Genomic DNA, 19,443 nt, shown 5'->3' with positions numbered 1-19,443 from the left:
CGGATCCTGCCCCTGACAGAGGCCCGACATGCCCCGTTTGACCGCCCGTTTCTGGGTTGATGCCTATCTCGCCCGCCTGCGGTTTCAGGACATCCCCGCCTTTGTCACCGCCCATGGGGATGACACGGCCGGGGCTGTACTGGTCAAACTCAACACTCTGGACGGTCAGGCGCAGAGCTTTCACCGCTCCTATGATCTGATGAGCGGCGCGCGCAAATGGATCGAACATGCCAGCGGGTTTGAGACAGATGTTGACGCTGCAATCCGGCGCCAGCAGGAATTTGACCCGGATCTCTGGGTGATCGAGGTAGAGGATCGCGCTGGTCGTCACCTGCTGGAGGAGCCGGGACTGGAATAGCTCCTCAGGCCAATCCATCACTTAGCGAGCAGTGCTGACAGGGCTTGTTGTCCGCCTTTGGTTGGGGTCTGATGGCGCAGGCAGAATGGCGTCATCAAAGGAGAGCAACAGTGGAATGGCGTGATCATGGCATCCTGCTGACCAGGCGACGCCACGGCGAAAGTGCCGCGATCATAGATGTCTTTACCGAAACCCATGGCCGTCACGCTGGCATTGTACATGGCGGTGCCAGCCGCAAAAAGGCGCCTGTGCTGCAACCTGGCGCGCAGCTGGATCTGTTGTGGCGGGCCCGGCTGGAGGATCACTTAGGCAGTTATCAGGCCGAACCTCTGCGCAGCCGCGCCGCGGCGGCCCTCTCCGGGCGTCTTGCCCTGGCAGGGCTCAATGCGGTCACCGCATTGTTAGGGTTTTGCCTGCCAGAACGTGCGCCCTATCCCGACCTTTACAAACAGTCAGAGCAGTTGCTGGACCTGCTGGAACAGGAAGAGATCTGGCCTCTGGCCTATCTGCGCTGGGAAATGGCCCTGCTCAAGGAAATGGGCTTTGGCCTGGATCTGAGCGCCTGTGCGGTTTCGGGACGCAACGAAGACCTGGCCTATATCTCTCCAAAGACGGGGCGGGCGGTATCTACACAGGAGGCCGGTCAATGGGTCAACCGCCTGTTGCCCCTGCCCCCGGTTCTGCGCGGAATAGGGGATGCGCCGGACCATGAGGTGGCGGAGGGGCTGCGGACCACCGGGTTCTTTTTATCGGAGCGGCTGGCCCCCAGTCTGGGCAACCACCCGCTGCCCGAGGCCCGGGCGCGGTTTATGGATGCCTTCAGCCGCCGCTTGTAAGGCCGGGTGATCCGGGTACCCAATCTACGCCTATGGCACCGTTACCAGAGGATATTCAGGGGCTGTCCGGGCCGGTCTCGGTTTTGATCAGCTCTGCAATCCGGGCGCCGATGGCAGCGCTGCCCTTGATTGAAGGATGGATCATGTCAAAGGCGTGAAAGCTGCGATCACCGTGCGGCACCAGATCCGCAAGCGACAGGAAATAGACGCCTTCGTCGCGCGCTGCCATCTGGGTGGCCCGACGGTCCAGTTCTTCGCCCTCATCCTTGCAGTATTCAATCGGTGAGCCACGTCCGGGGCTGCGCAGATATCCGGTGAAGATCACCTTGGCACCGCGGCTGCGCAGCTGCTGCACCAGATCGGGAATGGCGCCGGTGCTGCCATCTCTGGAACTCAACCGATCCATCTTGCGTCGACATGCGCTGCAGCCGCAGCCCAGCCACAGATCATTGCCGCCCCCATTCAGCACCACCCAGTCCCAGTCATGTCCCTTGGGCAATTGTTTGGGAATACTCAGCCCCGCGGCGCCGCTCACTGGCAGGCGATAGATCATCCGGGCCGCAGAGACGGATCTGTCTGTGACCTCAACCTGAAGATGTTTCTCCATCACGTCTGAGACGGCCCGCTGCGAGGTGCCGTTCCAGGCCATCAGGGAATCACCCATGACCAGGATACCGCCGCCAGCTGGGCTCTTGGAGGCGCGTTCGCCGCAGCCGGACAGGGCAAGCAGCGCGCAGAAAACACAGAATATTCGGGACAGAAAGTGAGGCATGAGCTTGAGGCTAACTTGGGTTTGAAAGGAAAAGTTAAATGCAATCGCACCGGGTGTTGTTAACCAATAAATAACACCGCCGCAGGCGGTAAGGCAAAGCCGCGGCATTTTTGGGGCACCAAGACCAGACGTCCGAAACAGAAATGCCCGACCAGTGGCCGGGCATTTGCACAGATATTGAGGTGAGGAGATCAGGCCAGCAGGCGACGTGCGATGACCTGGGCCTGAATTTCTGCAGCACCCTCAAAGATATTGAGGATGCGGGCGTCGCAGAGCACGCGGGAGATCTTGTATTCCAGCGCAAAGCCATTGCCGCCATGGATCTGCAGCCCGTTGTCGGCTGCCGCCCAGGCAACCCGTGCGCCCAGCAGTTTTGCCATGCCGGCTTCCAGATCACAGCGATGGCCGTGGTCCTTTTCCCAGGCCGAAAAATACGTTAGCTGACGCGCCACCATGATCTCCACCGCCATCATCGCCAGCTTGCCGGAGACACGGGGGAAGTTGATCAGGCTTTTGCCAAACTGCTTGCGGTCCTGGGCATATTGCATGGCGATATCCAGCGCCGATTGCGCCACACCGATGGCGCGGGCGGCAGTCTGGATACGGGCGCTTTCGAAGGTCTCCATCAGCTGTTTGAAACCCTTGCCCTCTTCGCCACCAAGCAGGTTTTCCTGCTTGACCTTGAAGCCGTCAAAGCCGAGCTCATATTCCTTCATGCCGCGATAGCCCAGAACCTCGATCTCGCCACCGGTCATGCCGGGGGTGGGGAAGGGCTCGGCATCCGTGCCGGGGGTCTTTTCCGCCAGGAACATCGACAACCCGCGGTGATCGGTGGTTTCGGGATCGGTGCGCGCCAGCAGGGTCATGACATGGGTGCGGGCGGCATGGGTGATCCAGGTCTTGTTGCCTGTGACCTCATAATCGCCGCCGTCGGTTTTCACCGCGCGGGTGCGCAACGAGCCAAGGTCGGAACCGGTATTGGGCTCGGTAAAGACAGCCGTGGGCAGGATTTCGGCGCTGGAGATCTTGGGCAACCACTGTTCTTTTTGGGCGTCGGTGCCGCCGCAGAGGATCAGCTCCGCCGCGATTTCCGAACGGGTGGCGAGGGAGCCAACACCGATATAGCCGCGCGACAGCTCTTCCGAAACCACAACCATCGAGGCCTTGGACAGACCAAAGCCGCCAAACTCTTCGGGGATGGTGAGGCCAAAGACACCCATCTCGGCCAGCTCTTCGATGACCTCCATCGGGATCAGCTCATCCTTCAGGTGCCAGTCATGGGCATGGGGCTCAACCTTTTCCGAAGCGTAGCGGCGGAATTGATCGCGGATCATTTCCAGCTCTTCTTCCAGACCCGAGGTGCCAAACATGGTGGCGCCGGCCTGTTCCTGCATCAGCTCGGCCAGACGGCTGCGTGCAGCCTGGGTATTGCCGCCCTTGGTAAGGGTCACAACGGCCTCGGTGCGCAGGGCATTCAGGGCGTCCTGTCCCAGGCCCATATCCTGCAGGCGCAGAACCTCGCCCTGGTTCATCTGGATGCCGCCCTGAACCTGCGCCAGATATTCGCCAAAAGCGATCTGGTGGATCAGCTGCTCCATCTCATTGAAGGCGCCATCGCTTTGCAGCTTGTCGGCCCATTGCTGCATCTGGCGCAGCGAATAAACATAGGTGGCAAGCCAGGAGAGCCCATGAGCGGCGGTCTGGTTTTCTTCGATCAGCTGGCCGGACACGCGGCCGTCCTGAGTGACATCGGCACGCACAGCGACGCGGGCGGCCTCCAGTGTGGCCTCCAGCGGGGCAATCGCCGCAGCAGTGAGCGTCAGCAGTTCGGGGAGCACAATCGGTTTCATTTGCAGGTCCTGTCCGTCATGAGCCATTGAATCACGTCCTTCTTTGGTCGCTTGGTGGTAAATCACTTTGCAGGTGCAGCGCAACAAAAATACGCCGCGATGCGGCATTTCGATAAAAAGTTGCGCAACGGAAATTTGTACGGAGCCGTGGTTCTCTCAGTGCTGGCGGGATGATAGGGCAGAAGCATGGACCAGTTTTTCTCACTTCTCTCCATCCCTGAATTGGCGATCGCCTTTGCCATTGCGCTGCTTGCCGGCACGGTTAAGGGCATGGTGGGCTTTGCGCTGCCGATGATTCTGGTGTCGGGATTGAGTCTGTTCATCGCGCCGGAACTGGCGCTGGCGGGGTTGATCCTGCCGACCCTGGTGACCAATTGGATGCAGGCACTGCGACAGGGCGGCGGGGCGGCCTTTGCCTCTCTCAAACGGTTCCGTCTGTTCCTGCTGGTCGGGCTGGTGTTTTTGCTGCTCAGCGCCCAGATGGTGCGGGTGTTACCGCAGCAGGTGATGTTTCTGGCCATTGGCGGCCCGGTGACTCTGTTTGTTCTGCTCCAGCTGATGGGCGTACCACTGACCATTACAAAGCCGACACCGCGGGTCGAAGTGATGGTCGGGGCCTTTGCCGGGCTGATCGGGGGCGTGTCTGGTGTTTGGGGGCCGCCGACCGTCGCCTATCTGACGGCGCTTGGGACTGAAAAGAGCGAGCAAATCCGCATACAAGGCGTGATCTACGGCATGGGAGCCTTTGCGCTCCTGTTTGCCCATGTGGGCTCGGGGGTGATGCGCGGTGAGACCCTGCCGTTTTCGATCCTGCTGATTGTCCCCGCAGTGCTGGGCATGTGGATTGGCGGCAAGCTGCATGATCGCATCGATCAAAGAGTTTTTAAACAAGCCACGCTAATAGTTCTCTTGCTGGCGGGGCTGAATCTATTGCGCCGTGGGTTAATGTTGTAAACCTGCCCTATGAGGCAGGGGTAACCAGGGAATGCTGAGATCGCGATGCAGGGGATGAACGCAGAACGGCTGGCGCTTGGGACGATTCTGGTGGCGCTACTGGTGCTGGCGCTGAAACTGCTGGCCTGGTGGCTGACGGATTCTGTGGCTCTGCTGTCTGACGCACTGGAATCGCTGGTCAATGTCGGTGGTGCGGTGATGGCCTGGATGGCCGTGCACTACGCCAAAAAGCCCGCAGATGCTGGCCACCCCTTCGGCCATTACAAGGCTGAATATTTCTCGGCGGTTCTCGAAGGGATCATGATCATCATCGCGGCCCTGCTGATTGTTCAACAGTCGGTGCAGGCGCTTGGCAACCTAAGCGAAACGGTGGAATGGGGCCGGGCAGGGCTATTGGTCAATGCGATGGCGCTGGTGCTGAACCTGCTGTGGGCGAGGCTCCTGATCACCCGGGGCACGGCGCTCAGCTCTCCGGCGCTGATTGCGGGCGGGCGCCATTTGATGAGCGATGTCTGGACTTCCGTTGGGGTTCTAGTGGGTCTGATTCTGGCACTGGTGACCGGTTGGGCCGTGTTAGACCCGCTTTTGGCGCTGTTTGTGGCGGTGAACATCCTGCGCGAAGGTTATGGAGTTGTGGTCTCCTCAGTAAACGGATTGATGGATTCCGCCGCCCCCGAGGAGGAGCGCGCCCAGATTGAAGAGCTGTTGCACCACGCGGCCTCGGGCGCTTTGCAGGTGCATGGGTTGAAAACCCGTCGTGCCGGGGTTGCCCTGTTTGTGGAGTTTCACATGGTGGTGGAGGGCACCATGACTGTGCAGGCTTCCCATGACATTTGTGATTGCATCGAAGAGGCCATTCAGGTGGCCTTCCCAGAGGCGCAGGTGACCATTCATGTGGAGCCGGAGCACAAGCTGGAACCATCGGGCATTGCGCCGGGCTGAACGGCTGGCGGAACCTCTGGCGAAGCGTTTGCATTCTGACCTGCGCTCCCGTTTAAGCACAGCATAGGTTTTAGCAGTCACGGGAGCGGGCGCGATGGCGATGGAATGGGACAGGTTGTTGAACGCAGGGCGGCTGTGCCGTCCGGATTTCGCCGAGGCCCCCGGCCGCCCCGCCTATCTGCAGGATTATGACCGGGTGCTGTTTTCCGAACCTTTTCGCCGTCTGGCCCAAAAGACCCAGGTGCACCCGCTTTATGAGCATGATCATGTGCACCACCGGATGATCCACTCGCTGGAGACCGCCAGCGCCGGGCGCTCGCTTGGGGTTCTGGCGGGGCAGGCGATGCTGGAGCGCGGCTATATCTCGGAAGCGCAGCGCGAGGTGATCGCCGGCACGGTTCAGGCCGCCTGCCTGGTGCATGACATTGGCAACCCACCCTTTGGTCATTCCGGCGAGGACAGTATCGGCCAGTGGTTCGCCCGCCAGTTTGAGGCCAAGGTTGGTGTTGCCGGGGCGATTCCCAAGGCGCAACAGGCCGAGTTCGAGGCCTTTGAGGGCAATGCCCAGGGCTTTCGGATCGCGGCAACCCTGGAAATGGCGCGCCGCGATGGCGGTATGCGCCTGTCCTACGCCACCCTTGCGGCCTTCATGAAATACCCCTGCACCGCCGCGGCACGACAGCTGGCCGCGCCCGGCTATGTGGGTCTGAAGAAATTTGGTGTCTTTGAGGCCGAGGCCGCGCTGTTTGCCGAGGTGGCTGAGGCCACCGGGCTGCGGGCTGATGGGGCGGGACCTGGCAAATACTGGCGCCGTCACCCGCTGGCCTTCCTGGTAGAGGCCGCAGATGACATTTGCTACCGGATCCTGGATCTGGAGGATGCCGCCACGGTGGGGGATCTCAGCACCACTCAGGTGATTGACTGTCTGGAAAGGGTTGCGGGCAAGCCCAACCGGGCGGATGATCCAATGATGACCCCGCGTGAGATCGTGGCGATGCGGCGCGCCAGCGCCATCCATCAGGCGATTGAGGCCGCGGTAGAGGCCTTTATGGCCCATTATGAGGCCATCATGTCCGGTGACTTTAACGACGGGCTGATGGAGGTCTCCAGCAAGGCTGAGGCCTTTGGCCAGATGAAAGAGATCTCAAACGCCCGAATCTTTACAGCAAAGCGCAAGACAGAGCTGGAGATCGCCGGTCGTCAGGTGATCTTTGCGGTGCTGGATCATTTCCACGGGCTGTACGGTGATCTGCGGGACTGTGATTGGCAGGTCGAGAACTTCCTCGATAAACATGGCTATTGGGCCAAGTTGGTCAGGGCGGTGGATCTGGATCTGCGAGGCGTCAGTGATGAATATACCGCCATGCACAGCCTTGCGGATTTTGTCTCAGGAATGACGGACCGCTATGCGGTGAAGGTGCGCGATATGGTGGCCGGGCGGATTTGAAGCCCCGTCAGGATCAAAGCCTGTAGAACGAAAAAACCCGGCCACTGGCCGGGTTTTCTATTTGTCGTGACGTATCGGGCTTAGCTGATCGCAGCGGCTTTTACGTCTTCGTCGATATAGGGCAGGTACTGCTGGAAGTTGTTGGAGAACATCTCAACCAGTTTTGCGGCCTGTTTGTCATAGGCGGCCTGATCGTCCCAGGTGCGACGTGGGTCCAGCAGCACCTCGGCAACGCCGGGCACAGAGACGGGCACGTCAAAGCCAAAGTTGCTGTCCTTGCGGAACTCGGCACCGGCCAGCGATCCTTCGAGAGCAGCTGTCAGCAGGGCACGGGTGGCGCGGATTGGCATCCGCGAGCCAACGCCGTAGGCGCCACCGGTCCAGCCGGTGTTGACCAGCCAGCAGGTCGCGCCATGGGCGGCGATCTTTTCGCGCAAGAGGTTGCCGTAAACCTCGGGGCGACGCGGCATGAAGGGCGCGCCAAAGCAGGTGGAGAAAGTGGGCTCGGGCTCGGTCACGCCGCGCTCGGTGCCGGCCACCTTGGAGGTGAAACCAGACAGGAAGTGATACATCGCCTGCGCCGGGGTCAGACGCGCAATCGGAGGCAGCACGCCAAAGGCATCACAGGTCAGCATGATGATGTTCTTGGGGTGACCACCAATCGCGCTCTCAGAGGCGTTGGAGATATAGTGCAGCGGATAGGCGCAACGCATGTTGGCCGTCAGGCTGTCGTCTTCGAAATCCAGCTCTTTGGTCTCTTCGTCAAAGACCATGTTTTCGATCACGGTGCCGAATTTGGACGTGGTGGCGTAGATCTCAGGCTCGGCCTCGGGGTTGAGGCTGATGGTCTTGGCGTAGCAGCCGCCTTCAAAGTTGAAGGTGCCATTGTCTGCCCAGCCGTGCTCGTCATCGCCGATCAGCACGCGATCGGGATCGGCGGACAGGGTGGTCTTGCCGGTGCCGGACAGGCCAAAGAACACAGCGGTGTCTACGGGATTGCCCTTGGCGTGGTTGGCCGAGCAATGCATCGGCATGATGCCTTTTTCGGGCAGCAGGTAGTTCAGCAGGGTGAAAACGGATTTCTTGTTTTCACCGGCATATTCGGTGCCACCGATCAGGATCATCTTGCGATCAAAGTTCATCGCGATGACGGTCTCGGAGCGGCAGTTGTGACGCTCTGGATTGGCCTGGAAGCTGGGGCAGTTGATGACGGTAAAGTCAGCAATGAAATCGTTCAGGTCTTCGCGCTCGGGGCGGCGCAGCATGGTGCGGATGAACAGCCCGTGCCAGGCCAGTTCGGTGACCATGCGGACATTGATCGAATGCTTGGGGTCGGCGCCACCAATCAGATCCTGTACGTGGTAATCACCACCCTTCATGTGCTCCAGCATGTCGACATAAAGATTGTCGAAGCCTTCGGGCGACATCTCGGCGTTGTTTTCCCACCAGATGGTGTCTTTGACGCTGTCGGATTTGACGACGTGCTTATCCTTGGGGGAGCGACCGGTGAATTTACCGGTGGTCACAAGGAACGCGCCGCCATTGCCCAGGGTGCCTTCGTCGCGCTTCAGAGCTGCCTCTACAAGGGCTGGCTCCATGAGGTTGTAATGGACATTGCCCAGACCCTCGATACCTTGATCCTCGAGGCGGAAATTCGGGTTAACCCGTCCAAATGCCATGTGTTCTCTCTCCTGTGCCGGCCTTGCGTGGCCGCATAGATTAAAAGCTGCGCCCCAAGGCAGATCGGGGCAATTCTCCGGTAGCGACACCGGTTGGGGCAGCTCATAACATGACGTTTCCATGACTGAACAGGACGGTTTGGCGCAGTTAGCGCCATCAAGGCGGAGTTTAGCGCAACCATTCACCGGGTTGCCTGATTGCTGTTCACCATTCAGCGAATGATAAGACATTTTTGCCCTAATTGTGGCCAAAGAGAGACCTGATTCGCCAATGGGGATTGATTCGCGGTGCAAGACGGGCGATGAAAGGACAAAAATACAAACAAAATAAGAGCAGATTTAGGGGCAAATCCAATGTCGAAGATTGCTTTGGTGGATGATGACCGCAACATTTTGACTTCCGTGGCGATGACACTGGAAGCCGAAGGGTTTGAGGTAGAGACCTATAATGATGGGCAGGCCGCGCTGGATGCCTTTAACAAGAAACTGCCGGATATGGCCGTGCTGGACATCAAGATGCCCCGCATGGACGGTATGGATCTGTTGCAGCGTCTGCGGCAGAAAACCCAGATGCCGGTGATCTTTCTCACCTCCAAGGATGATGAGATCGACGAGGTTCTGGGCCTGCGCATGGGGGCCGACGACTACGTCAAAAAACCCTTCTCGCAGCGTCTGCTGGTCGAGCGTATTCGCGCCTTGTTGCGCCGTCAGGATGCGCTGAACAGCGACGAGGTCGGAGCTGAAACACCCGAGACCAAGGTCATGGAGCGGGGGAACCTACGGATGGACCCTCTGCGCCACGCGGTCAGCTGGAAGGGCAAGGACGTGTCGCTGACCGTCACTGAGTTCCTGCTGTTGCAGGCCCTGGCGCAGCGCCCGGGTTTTGTCAAAAGCCGCGATCAGCTGATGGATGTGGCCTATGATGACCAGGTCTACGTGGATGACAGGACTATCGACAGCCATATCAAACGGCTGCGCAAGAAGATGCGGACAGCGGATACAGATTTTGCTGCGATCGAGACCCTTTACGGGATCGGCTACCGCTACAATGAAGAGTAAGATCTGCAGTCTTTTCCAGGGGGGCGTGCAACAATGCGTGACACTGGCCTGACATCGAGTCAGCAAGATGGGGATGTGGTTCTGGGCGACGATTGGGTTGCGCCGGACCAGACCGTTGCGGCTGAAATGCAGGTGAAACGGGCGCGCCGGGGGTTCTTTTCTCTAAAGGGCTCCCCATTGACGCGTAAGATCATCACCTTCAACCTGATCGCTCTGATCATTTTGGTTGCCGGTATTCTTTATCTGAATTCCTCTCGTCAAAGCCTGGTGAAACAGCGCGCCGGGGCTCTGGTGGCCGAAGTCTCGCTGATTGCCGACGTTTTTGAGGCGGTGTTGCCGTCGTCGGGTGCGGTAAGCTTGACAACCGGCGATGGCATTGATCCGGTACAGGTTCTTGAGGGCGTCACCCTGCGCGGCGGGGTTGAGGCCTTTGTCTTTGATACCTCAGGCGTGCTGGTGGCGCAGGTGACCGGGGTCAACCGGCCTGACGCGCTGAATGCGCTCAATGAGAGCACCAAGAACCGCACGCTGATCTCCGATGGGTTGTCGAAGCTCTGGGCGATGTTGGGTGGGGTGTTTCAATCCCAATCTTCCGAAGAGGCCTATATCAAGCCACTGCAGGAGCAGCTGCAGACTCTGGTGCAGCATTCCTTGACGGGCACCGCCAAGATCGAAGTGGTCGGCGATACCAGTGGCGGAACGGTTTTGTCAGCGGTGGCACCAATTCTCAGCAATGGCACTGCCATTGGGGTGGTGGCATTGGCCTCACCTTCCGGCGAGATCGACGCCCTGGTGCGGGGAGAGCGCGAGCGGGTCTTGCAGATCTTTATCATTGCGCTGTTGGTCTCTGTTGGTTTGAGCCTGGTTTTGGCCTCGACAATTGCCAACCCGTTGGCGGATCTGGCCGAGGCCGCGGAACTGGGCCGTGAGCGGGATTCCCGTAAAGCGCAGTCTGGCCGTATCCGCATCCCCGATCTGTCGGCGCGTCCTGATGAGATTGGCCGTTTGAGCCGTGCTCTGCGGGGCATGGTCAAGGCGCTGTATAGCCGGATTGACAGCAATGAACAGTTTGCCGCCGATGTGGCACATGAGATCAAGAACCCGCTGGCCAGTCTGCAATCTGCTGTTGGCACATTGCGGATGGTCAAACGCGATGATCAGCGCGAAAAGCTGATGGAGGTCATTGAACATGACGTGCGCCGTCTGGACCGCCTGGTCAGCGATATCTCCAATGCGTCACGCCTGGACGCAGAACTGGTGAAAGAAGAAGAGGACGAGTTCGATCTTCTGAAGATGCTCACCAACCTCAACCAGTATCTGGGTGAAGACGCCCGGGCCAAGCAGATCGACTATATCACCGACCTGCCGCCGCGCCCGGTGATGATTCAGGGGCTGGAGGCGCGTCTGGCGCAGGTCTTTGTCAACCTCATCACCAATGCGATTTCCTTTTGCGAAGAGGGCGATGCTATCCGGGTCTGGGCACGCAGGCGCGACAATCGTGTGCTGATTGTGGTCGAAGACACGGGCCCCGGTATTCCGGAACAGGCGCTGGCAAAGATCTTCAAACGGTTCTACTCACAGCGTCCGGACGAACATTTTGGCAATAACTCAGGCCTTGGGCTGGCGATTTCCAAACAGATTGTCGAGGCGCACGGTGGTGTGGTTTGGGCCGAGAATATTCGCCCAACCGAGGCCGATGTCACCTCTGAACCTCTGGGCGCACGTTTTGTTGTTGGCCTGCCCGTCTGATCAGTGATGCCTGCAAACCCGCCCGAGCAGACCCAGCACGCCAGTTGTGTGACGCTTGCAGGGCGCGGTGTTCTAATCCGGGGCGGCTCTGGCAGCGGTAAATCCTCTTTGGCGCTGCAGCTCATGGCCTATGGGGCGGAGCTGGTTGCAGATGATCAGGTGCAGATCTGGCAGCAGGGGGGTGCCATATGGGCTAGACCTCCTGCTGCGCTAAGGGGGCTTATCGAGGCGCGAAATGTTGGGATTTTGACCGCTACAGCGGCCCCTGAAACCGCAATCTGTGTGATCGTCGATATGGACCAGGTCGAGACGCAGCGCTTGCCCCCCAGGCGGCTAGAGAGGCTTCTGGACCAGGAAGTCCAGATCTTTCGCCGGGTGGAGGGCATTCACTTTGCCGCTGCCCTGATACAGTTTCTCAAATCCGGAGCTCTCGACCCCGATGCCAAGCTCTCTGATCGACACCCCTGACTGGTGGAGTGCCAATGTCTGATACAGAAGTAACCCCGATTGTCCTGGTCACCGGCCCCTCCGGCGCTGGGCGCACAACTGCGATCAACGTGCTGGAAGATCTCGGCTATGAGGCCATTGATAACCTGCCGCTGCGGCTGTTGCCGGGGCTGGTCTCGGCTGCTGGAGACGCCGGCCCCATGGCCCTGGGGCTGGACAGTCGCAACCGGGATTTCTCTCCGGCAGCTCTGCTGGAGGTGATCGACATGCTGGAAGCCCGCGATGGCTGCGAGCTGTCGGTGCTCTATTTGGATGCGCGCCCCGATGTTCTGTTGCGGCGCTATTCGGAAACCCGGCGGCGTCATCCCTTGGCGCCGGGGGAAACGCCAGAACTGGGGATACAACGCGAGTTGAGCCTGATGGGGTCGACGCGGGACAGGGCCAGCCTGTTGCTGGATACCTCTGAAATGAATGTGCATCAGCTCAAGGCCGAGATCGAACATCTCTTTGCGCCTGGTGGGCGCAACCTGGCGCTATCGATCCAGAGTTTTTCCTACAAGCGCGGGGTGCCGCGCAGCGTTGACATGGTGTTTGACTGCCGGTTTCTGGACAATCCCTATTGGAACCAAAGCCTGCGAGGGTTGGATGGGCGCGACGCAGCTGTGCAGGCCCATGTAAAAGCGGATCAGCGCTATGAGGGCTTCTTTTCGCGGGTGCTCGACATGACCCGGTTTTTGCTGCCAGCCTACCGCGAAGAGGGAAAATCGCACCTGTCGATCGCCTTTGGATGCACGGGTGGGCAGCATCGATCGGTCACCCTGGCAGAAACCCTCGCAAAAGCCCTTGCAGAAGAGGGCCAGCAGGTGTCAATTAGACATCGCGAGCTGCAAAGCTAGCAGGGATACGGAGTTGCAGGATTGATCGGGATCGTGATCGTGGCACATGGCGGGCTGGCCAGGGAATACCTGGCTGCGGTCGAGCATGTTGTGGGGCCTCAGCCCAACCTTTTGTCCGTTGCCATCGCACCAGATGATGACCGCGAAGACAAGCAATGTGAGATCTGCGCGGCGGCGGATCAGGTGGACACTGGTGACGGTGTAGTGGTGGTGACGGATCTTTATGGTGGTTCGCCTTCGAATCTCAGCCTGCGCGCCTGCAAGCCCCTAAACCGGCGCATTCTTTACGGGGCCAACCTGCCGCTTTTGATCAAACTGGCCAAATCCCGCCATCTTGTTGTCGGAGAGGCCGTGCGCCAGGCGCTGGAAGCAGGGCGCAAGTATATTAATTCTCAAAACATCAATCCCGACGGGGAGCAGGCGCAGTAAATGGCTTTGAAAACACTGAAAATCGTGAATGAAAAAGGGCTGCACGCCCGTGCCTCTGCCAAGCTGGTGGAGGTCGTCGAGGGATTTGACGCCACGGCTGAGGTGTCAAAGGACGGGATGTCGGCCTCTGGCGACAGTATTATGGGGCTTTTGATGTTGGCAGCCTCGAAAGGAACGACTATTGACGTCGAGACTTCGGGGCCGGATGCTGGTGCTCTGGCTGATGCGGTAGCGGCCCTGGTGGCTGACAAATTCGGCGAGGGGTTCTAATCTCTGCCCCTTCAACTGACAGGAATGGCACGGTGGCGGATACGGCACATGAGCGAAACACCGGTGTGACACCGGAGAGTGATCAGAGCACCGGTGAGGTCTATGACCGCCGCACTCTGACCTATGCCAATTCCTTTGATGACCGCTGGACCTCTTTGGCGATCAAGGCCATCGAGTGGATGACCGGCAAGCTGACCATTCTGCGCATGGTCAAGAAGTTTGAAAATCAAAACGCTGAATATCGCGGTCAGAAATTCTGGCGGGGTGCGCTCAATATCATGGGCATCAACCTGATGACCCCGGAAGAGCAGATCAAGCGTATCCCCGGTGAAGGCCCGGTGGTGATTGTCGCCAACCATCCCCATGGCATGGTCGACGGTATGATTTTTGCCGATCTTATTGGGCGGGTACGTCAGGATTATCGCATTCTGACCCGTTCGGTCCTGACGGGGCTGGATGAGGCGGCGACCTCCTTTATGATCCCGGTGCCCTTTCCGCATGATCCCGACGCGCAAAAGAAGATGGTCGAGATGCGCGCCAAAACCATGTCTCACCTGAAAGCAGGAGGCGTGGTCGCGCTGTTCCCATCAGGGGTGGTGATGTCGTCAGAGACCTGGTTTGGCCCGGCGATTGAGCAGGAATGGAACGTCTTTACCGCGCAGCTCATTCGTCGCTCTGGCGCGCGGGTGGTTCCGATCTTTTTCCCTGGCAGTAATTCACGCAGCTATCAGATTGCCAATAAGCTCTCGCCGATTCTGCGACAGGGCCTGCTGTTGCATGAGATCGTGCGCTCCTGCAACAAGCCTCAGGCGCCGGTGGTGGGGGATCCTCTGACAGAGGAGCAGATGGCCCAGCTGCAAAGCGACCCACGCGGATTTATGGCTTGGCTTCGTGAGCACACTCTGAGCCTCGGTAAGAAGAGCTGACACAGGCGTTTAGGGGCGTTTCAGCTTCTGAGTCACCAAAGCAGCAACGTCAAAGCCCGCATCACCTGATCCCCGCAGGACAGCGCTTTGGTCCTGTCTCAAGCAAAATGACGGTATCCACGCCCAAAGGGCGCGGAGCCTCCGCAATTTGGCTTGATCCTGGCCTGCACCGCCGTCCTGCGGGGCCCAGGCGATGAGGGCTCCGAAGCAGCAGCTTGAGGATTGGAAAATCAGCGAGTTGGGACGGGGGTCTCACCGCGATAGTCGTAAAAGCCGCGCTGGGTTTTGCGGCCCAGCCAGCCGGCTTCGACATATTTGGTCAAGAGCGGGCAGGGGCGGTATTTGGTATCGGCCAGGCCTTCGTGCAGCACGTTCATGATCGCAAGGCAGGTGTCCAGACCGATGAAATCAGCCAGTTCCAAGGGGCCCATCGGGTGGTTGGCGCCCAGTTTCATCGACTCATCAATGGATTTGACCGAGCCAACGCCCTCATAGAGGGTATAGACCGCCTCGTTGATCATCGGCATCAGGATGCGGTTGACGATAAAGGCGGGGAAATCCTCGGCGCTTGCGGAGGTCTTGCCGAGGCGTTCCACCACCGCCTGACAGCTGGCAAAGGTTTCTTCGTCAGTGGCAATACCACGGATCAGCTCCACCAGCTGCATCACCGGCACCGGGTTCATGAAGTGGAACCCCATGAAGCGCTCGGGGCGATCGGTGCGGCTGGCAAGCCGGGTGATCGAAATCGATGAGGTGTTGGAGGTGAGAATCGTATGCGGCAGCAGATGTGGTTGCAGATCTTCAAAGATCGCCTGCTTGACGGTTTCACGCTCGGTTGCGGCCTCAATCACCAAATCAGTGGCGCCAATATCCGCCAGTGACAGGGTTGTGGTGATATGGGCCAGGGCCTCGGTAACATCGGCCTCAGCGATCTTGCCGCGGCTGGCCTGACGCGCCAGGTTTTTGTGAATGGCACTGACAGCGGCATCCAGAGATTGCTGGCTAATGTCATTCAAAACAACGTCATAACCCGCCAATGCCATGACATGAGCAATGCCGTTGCCCATCTGGCCCGCGCCGATGATGCCGATCTTTTTGATATCCATGCCAGTGGCTCCCAGTTTGCCTGCAGGGCAACCTTATCGGGGGCTTTGGGGCAGACACAAGGCTGCTCATTCGGAATTTTAGGTGAAATTTAACTTTAGGGAATTTGCAATCATTCGCCGCCAAAGTGATCCTTGGGTGAATAAAACGGTGGGAACTATGAGTTACGAAACCAAAAGCGCAGGTGCGCTTTCGGGCGGAACGTGCTGTTATGCGGGATCGCGCTTGCCAGTACGTGGTCCCGAAAGAGATCTGGAAAGTCCATATATTGCGTTCCTGGGCGGGACAGAGGTGTTCGGTCGGTTTGTGAAGACTCCCTTCTCGGATGTTAGTGAGTCTTTGTTAAAAACGCCCTGCGTTAGTCTGGCGGCGGTGAACGCTGGCTTGGATACCTTTGCCACTGACAAGGCGCTGCTGGGGGTTGCACGGCGGGCTGAGGTCTCGGTGATGCAGGTGTTGGGGGCGCAGAATGTCTCGAATCGATACTACCGGGTGCATCCGCGGCGCAATGATCGCTTTTTGCAGGCGCAGCCCGCGCTCAAGACGCTCTTCCCTGAAGTGGACTATACCGAGTTCCACTTTAACAAGCATTTGCTGACCACGTTGCGGGCCCTGTCGGAGGAGCGCTTTGCCGAGGTGCGCCAACATCTGCAGGAGACCTGGGTTGAGCGCATGGTGCAGGTAATTGCCACACTTGAGGGGCGGGTTGTTCTGCTCTGGGTGCGCTATAATCTCAAAGGTAATGCCGCCTTTAATCACGAGCCGGTGCTGGTGGAGCGGAGCATGATCCAGGCGCTGGAAGGCCGCACCAAAGGTGTAGTCGAGGTCGATGTGGCCCCGGCTGGTCTGGTGGATGATTTTGACGGGATGATCATGGGAGAGCTGGACTTTCCTGCGGCGCAACACATGTTGGGGCCCAAGGAACATGCCCGCATCGGCTGCGCTCTGGCAGAGCATCTGCAGGTGCTGCTTTGAGCTCTGTGGCAGTTTGGCCGTCTGGTTAGGTTTCACGACATCCCAATAAAAACGGGGCCAGCAGTACATGCAGGCCCCGTTCTTGTTTTTTGACCTCCCGGGATGGTCCCGGGCTGCGGCTTAGCCGAGCTTTTCGGTCAGCTCAGGCACGGCAGCAAAGAGATCTGCAACCAGGCCAAAGTCAGCAACCTGGAAGATTGGTGCTTCTTCGTCCTTGTTGATCGCAACGATCACTTTGGAGTCTTTCATACCGGCCAGGTGCTGGATCGCACCGGAGATGCCCACGGCAACATAGAGGTCAGGCGCGACAACTTTGCCGGTCTGGCCAACCTGCCAGTCGTTGGGAGCGTAGCCGGAGTCAACCGCAGCACGCGAGGCGCCAACCGCAGCGCCCAGCTTGTCTGCCAGGGCTTCGATCAGTTTGAAGTCTTCTTCAGACCCAACGCCACGACCACCGGAAACAACCACGCCAGCCGACGTCAGCTCGGGGCGGTCAGAAGCGGCAACCTTGTCTTCGACCCACTCGGAGAGGCCGGGGTTCTCAGCAGCGCCGATGGTGTCAACAGAAGCAGATCCGCCGTCGCCAGCTGCGTCAAAGGTCGCGGTGCGGAAAGAGATGACTTTCTTTGCATCCGAGGATTTGACGGTCTGGATGGCGTTGCCCGCGTAGATGGGGCGCTCAAAGGTGGAGCCGTCAACAACAGCTGTCACATCCGAGATCACCATGACGTCGAGCAGCGCAGCCACACGGGGCAGCACGTTTTTGGCGTCGGTGGTGGCGGGGGCTACGATGTGCTCGTAGTCGCCTGCCAGCGAGGCGATCAGCGCCGCTGTGGGTTCCGCAAGGCGATGGCCAAGCGATGCATCTTCGGCAACCAGAACCTTGGCAACGCCAGCGATCTTGGCGGCTTCGGCACCAGCAGCCGCAGCCGAGGCGCCAGCGGCCAGAACGGTCACGTCACCCAGGGCAGCAGCAGCCGTCACGGCCTTTGCAGTTGCGTCCAGCGCCAGGGCGCCATCGGTCACTTCAGCAAGGAGAAGAACAGCCATTACACAGCCCCCGCTTCTTTGAGTTTCTCGACCAGCTCATCAACGGAGCCAACCATGATACCGGCGGCACGGGCCGCTGGCTCGGAGGTGGAAACCACTTCCAGGCGCGGGGTGACGTCGACGCCGTAATCGGCAGCGGTCTTTTCGGCCATTGGCTTTTTCTTCGCCTTCATGATGTTTGGCAGCGAAGCATAGCGTGGTTCGTTCAGGCGCAGGTCAACGGTGACGATGGCAGGCATGTTCACTTTGATGGTCTGCAGACCGCCGTCCACTTCGCGGGTCACAACGGCTTTGTCGCCATCGATGTCCAGCTCGGAGGCAAAGGTACCCTGCGACCAGCCCAGAAGGGCGGAGAGCATCTGACCAGTGGCGTTCATGTCGTTGTCGATCGCCTGCTTGCCAGCCAGAACCAGGCCGGGCTGCTCTTCGTCGACGATGCCTTTGAGGATCTTGGCAACCGCGAGCGGTTCGATGTCGCTGTGAACATCATCCGCGGCCACAACCAGGATAGCGCGGTCGGCGCCCATAGCCAGCGCGGTGCGCAGGGTTTCCTGGGCCTGTTTCACGCCGATGGAAACAGCAATGACTTCATCAGCCTTGCCTGCTTCTTTAAGGCGGATGGCCTCTTCTACAGCGATTTCGTCGAAGGGGTTCATCGACATTTTAACATTGGCGAGATCGACACCGCTGCCGTCCGCTTTGACGCGGACTTTCACGTTATAGTCAATCACGCGCTTGACAGGCACGAGTACCTTCATTTTGCGTTCTCTCCTTAACAAACGGCACACCGCTGAAACGGGCACCCTCTATGCTCTCGCGCTGTTGATACCGGGTCAGCCCGGGGCACAACAGGGAAAAATCGTCACGTTGCAGTTCGCAGACGTCGTGTTTGGCCTTTTGCCACGACAATCTTGCAAGAATGTTTCGTGATGGCGGCTCGCATTTCGCATGATGACACGAAACCGGCTGGCGGCTTGCCCCGGTGTGACGGCTTCCGGAACAAGAGTTAGCTAGGCGCGAATCGCCGCTCTGTCGATGGGTTTTGCGGCTGGTGACGCTGCGGCGCAGCATGTGACGCTGGGTGTCTTTGGCAAAACCCTGCCCCAGAACCTGTCACTTAAGTCACCTTAGCGGTTGGCGCCGGGCACCCAGAGCACGTCTTTGGCGCCATTGTCATTGGCATGGCGGGAGGCGACAAAGAACCAATCCGACAGGCGATTGAGATAGGTCACAACCACCGGGTTGATGTCTTCCACCGTTGCGAGCTCTGTTGTCAGCCGTTCGCCGCGCCGCGCGACGGTGCGGCAGACATGCAGATGCGCCGCCAGGGCAGAGCCGCCGGGCAGAACAAAGCTGCGCAGCGCTGCAAGGTCTTTGTTCATCGCGTCGATTTCGCTCTCCAGCCGGTCGACCTGAGACTGGGCGATGCGCAGCGGCGGGTATTCCGCCTTAGCGTCCTTGTCCATTTCGGGGCGGCACAGATCTGCGCCGAGATCAAAGAGGTCATTCTGGATGCGCGACAGGGCGGTATCCATGTCCCCAGCGGCCTCAAGCCGCGCAACCCCGATAAAGGCGTTCAGCTCATCCGAGGTGCCATAGGCGTTCACCCGTGCATCATGTTTGGCAACGCGCGCACCGTTACCAAGCGCGGTATCCCCCTTGTCGCCGGTGCGGGTGTAGATCTTGTTCAGGACCACCAT

The 19,443-nt window shown here is 59.3% G+C and carries 20 protein-coding genes; 13 read left to right on the top strand and 7 right to left on the bottom strand.

Annotation, left to right across the window (positions count from 1 at the left end; genetic code table 11):
• Positions 1–28: 28 nt before the first annotated feature.
• Together ED661_RS00780 and recO are read left to right on the top strand one after the other, a co-directional pair.
• Positions 29–358 (top strand): DUF1491 family protein, encoded by a 330-nt coding sequence (locus ED661_RS00780; RefSeq protein WP_122072055.1) that lies wholly within the window; start codon positions 29–31, stop codon positions 356–358.
• A 110-nt stretch (positions 359–468) separates the two neighbouring features.
• Positions 469–1,194 (top strand): DNA repair protein RecO, encoded by a 726-nt coding sequence (recO, locus tag ED661_RS00775; protein WP_122072054.1) that lies wholly within the window; start codon positions 469–471, stop codon positions 1,192–1,194.
• A gap of 55 nt (positions 1,195–1,249) precedes the next feature.
• On the opposite strand, the gene ED661_RS00770 is transcribed toward recO, so the two are convergent.
• On the bottom strand, positions 1,250–1,966 hold the full coding sequence (locus ED661_RS00770) for an SGNH/GDSL hydrolase family protein (RefSeq protein WP_122072053.1): 717 nt from the start codon (positions 1,964–1,966) through the stop codon (positions 1,250–1,252).
• Positions 1,967–2,157: 191 nt separating this feature from the next.
• Positions 2,158–3,843 carry an acyl-CoA dehydrogenase family protein gene (locus ED661_RS00765; protein ID WP_122072251.1) on the bottom strand — a complete coding sequence of 562 codons (1,686 nt, stop codon included), beginning with the start codon at positions 3,841–3,843 and terminating at the stop codon, positions 2,158–2,160.
• 159 nt (positions 3,844–4,002) lie between these two features.
• Between ED661_RS00765 and ED661_RS00760 the strand changes: the two genes are divergently transcribed.
• From ED661_RS00760 to dgt, 3 genes are all read left to right on the top strand, one after another.
• Positions 4,003–4,770 carry a sulfite exporter TauE/SafE family protein gene (locus ED661_RS00760; protein ID WP_122072052.1) on the top strand — a complete coding sequence of 256 codons (768 nt, stop codon included), beginning with the start codon at positions 4,003–4,005 and terminating at the stop codon, positions 4,768–4,770.
• 45 nt (positions 4,771–4,815) lie between these two features.
• Positions 4,816–5,712, top strand: coding sequence for a cation diffusion facilitator family transporter (locus ED661_RS00755; RefSeq protein ID WP_174214152.1), 897 nt, complete (start codon positions 4,816–4,818; stop codon positions 5,710–5,712).
• Between the two features lie 100 nt (positions 5,713–5,812).
• Positions 5,813–7,159 carry a dGTP triphosphohydrolase gene (gene dgt, locus ED661_RS00750; protein ID WP_122072249.1) on the top strand — a complete coding sequence of 449 codons (1,347 nt, stop codon included), beginning with the start codon at positions 5,813–5,815 and terminating at the stop codon, positions 7,157–7,159.
• Positions 7,160–7,239: 80 nt separating this feature from the next.
• Here dgt and ED661_RS00745 read toward each other — a convergent pair whose 3' ends face one another.
• Entirely contained in the window at positions 7,240–8,838 is a 1,599-nt protein-coding gene (locus tag ED661_RS00745; protein ID WP_122072051.1) for a phosphoenolpyruvate carboxykinase, read from the bottom strand.
• Positions 8,839–9,192: 354 nt separating this feature from the next.
• Here ED661_RS00745 and ED661_RS00740 point away from each other — a divergent pair, with 354 nt between their 5' ends.
• Genes ED661_RS00740 through ED661_RS00710 form a run of 7 tightly spaced genes read left to right on the top strand, consistent with a single transcriptional unit; the run spans position 9,193 to position 14,614 of the window.
• The gene (locus ED661_RS00740; protein WP_122072050.1) at positions 9,193–9,897 is read left to right on the top strand and encodes a response regulator transcription factor; all 705 of its coding nucleotides are present in this window, start codon (positions 9,193–9,195) and stop codon (positions 9,895–9,897) included.
• A gap of 33 nt (positions 9,898–9,930) precedes the next feature.
• Positions 9,931–11,646, top strand: coding sequence for a sensor histidine kinase (locus ED661_RS00735; protein WP_122072049.1), 1,716 nt, complete (start codon positions 9,931–9,933; stop codon positions 11,644–11,646).
• 6 nt (positions 11,647–11,652) lie between these two features.
• Positions 11,653–12,114 (top strand): HPr kinase/phosphorylase, encoded by a 462-nt coding sequence (locus tag ED661_RS00730; RefSeq protein WP_122072048.1) that lies wholly within the window; start codon positions 11,653–11,655, stop codon positions 12,112–12,114.
• 14 nt (positions 12,115–12,128) lie between these two features.
• Entirely contained in the window at positions 12,129–12,989 is an 861-nt protein-coding gene (gene rapZ, locus ED661_RS00725) for an RNase adapter RapZ (RefSeq protein WP_122072047.1), read from the top strand.
• A 21-nt stretch (positions 12,990–13,010) separates the two neighbouring features.
• Entirely contained in the window at positions 13,011–13,418 is a 408-nt protein-coding gene (locus ED661_RS00720; protein WP_122072046.1) for a PTS sugar transporter subunit IIA, read from the top strand.
• On the top strand, positions 13,419–13,688 hold the full coding sequence (locus ED661_RS00715) for an HPr family phosphocarrier protein (protein WP_122072045.1): 270 nt from the start codon (positions 13,419–13,421) through the stop codon (positions 13,686–13,688). It begins immediately after the preceding gene.
• 32 nt (positions 13,689–13,720) lie between these two features.
• Positions 13,721–14,614: a lysophospholipid acyltransferase family protein gene (locus ED661_RS00710; protein ID WP_122072044.1), complete on the top strand. Its 894-nt coding sequence runs from the start codon at positions 13,721–13,723 to the stop codon at positions 14,612–14,614.
• A gap of 230 nt (positions 14,615–14,844) precedes the next feature.
• Here ED661_RS00710 and ED661_RS00705 read toward each other — a convergent pair whose 3' ends face one another.
• Complete coding sequence (locus ED661_RS00705) at positions 14,845–15,720, bottom strand: 3-hydroxybutyryl-CoA dehydrogenase (RefSeq protein ID WP_122072043.1); 876 nt, start codon at positions 15,718–15,720, stop codon at positions 14,845–14,847.
• A 157-nt stretch (positions 15,721–15,877) separates the two neighbouring features.
• Here ED661_RS00705 and ED661_RS00700 point away from each other — a divergent pair, with 157 nt between their 5' ends.
• Positions 15,878–16,693 (top strand): DUF6473 family protein, encoded by an 816-nt coding sequence (locus ED661_RS00700; protein WP_122072042.1) that lies wholly within the window; start codon positions 15,878–15,880, stop codon positions 16,691–16,693.
• A 120-nt stretch (positions 16,694–16,813) separates the two neighbouring features.
• Here the strand turns inward: ED661_RS00700 and ED661_RS00695 are convergent, their stop codons facing one another.
• From ED661_RS00695 to ED661_RS00685, 3 genes are all read right to left on the bottom strand, one after another.
• The gene (locus ED661_RS00695; protein ID WP_122072041.1) at positions 16,814–17,743 is read right to left on the bottom strand and encodes an electron transfer flavoprotein subunit alpha/FixB family protein; all 930 of its coding nucleotides are present in this window, start codon (positions 17,741–17,743) and stop codon (positions 16,814–16,816) included.
• Positions 17,743–18,501, bottom strand: a complete 759-nt coding sequence (locus tag ED661_RS00690; RefSeq protein ID WP_122072040.1) for an electron transfer flavoprotein subunit beta/FixA family protein — start codon at positions 18,499–18,501, stop codon at positions 17,743–17,745. The genes ED661_RS00695 and ED661_RS00690 overlap by 1 nt, the downstream gene beginning before the upstream one ends.
• A 369-nt stretch (positions 18,502–18,870) precedes the next feature.
• Positions 18,871–19,443, bottom strand: coding sequence for a cob(I)yrinic acid a,c-diamide adenosyltransferase (locus ED661_RS00685; protein ID WP_122072039.1), 573 nt, complete (start codon positions 19,441–19,443; stop codon positions 18,871–18,873).

It is taken from the genome of Pseudophaeobacter sp. EL27 (assembly GCF_900313025.1).
Taxonomy (GTDB): Bacteria; Pseudomonadota; Alphaproteobacteria; order Rhodobacterales; family Rhodobacteraceae; genus Pseudophaeobacter.
The sequence above is the reverse complement of the archived record's forward strand: the minus strand, read 5'-3'. Positions and strand labels throughout refer to the sequence as shown.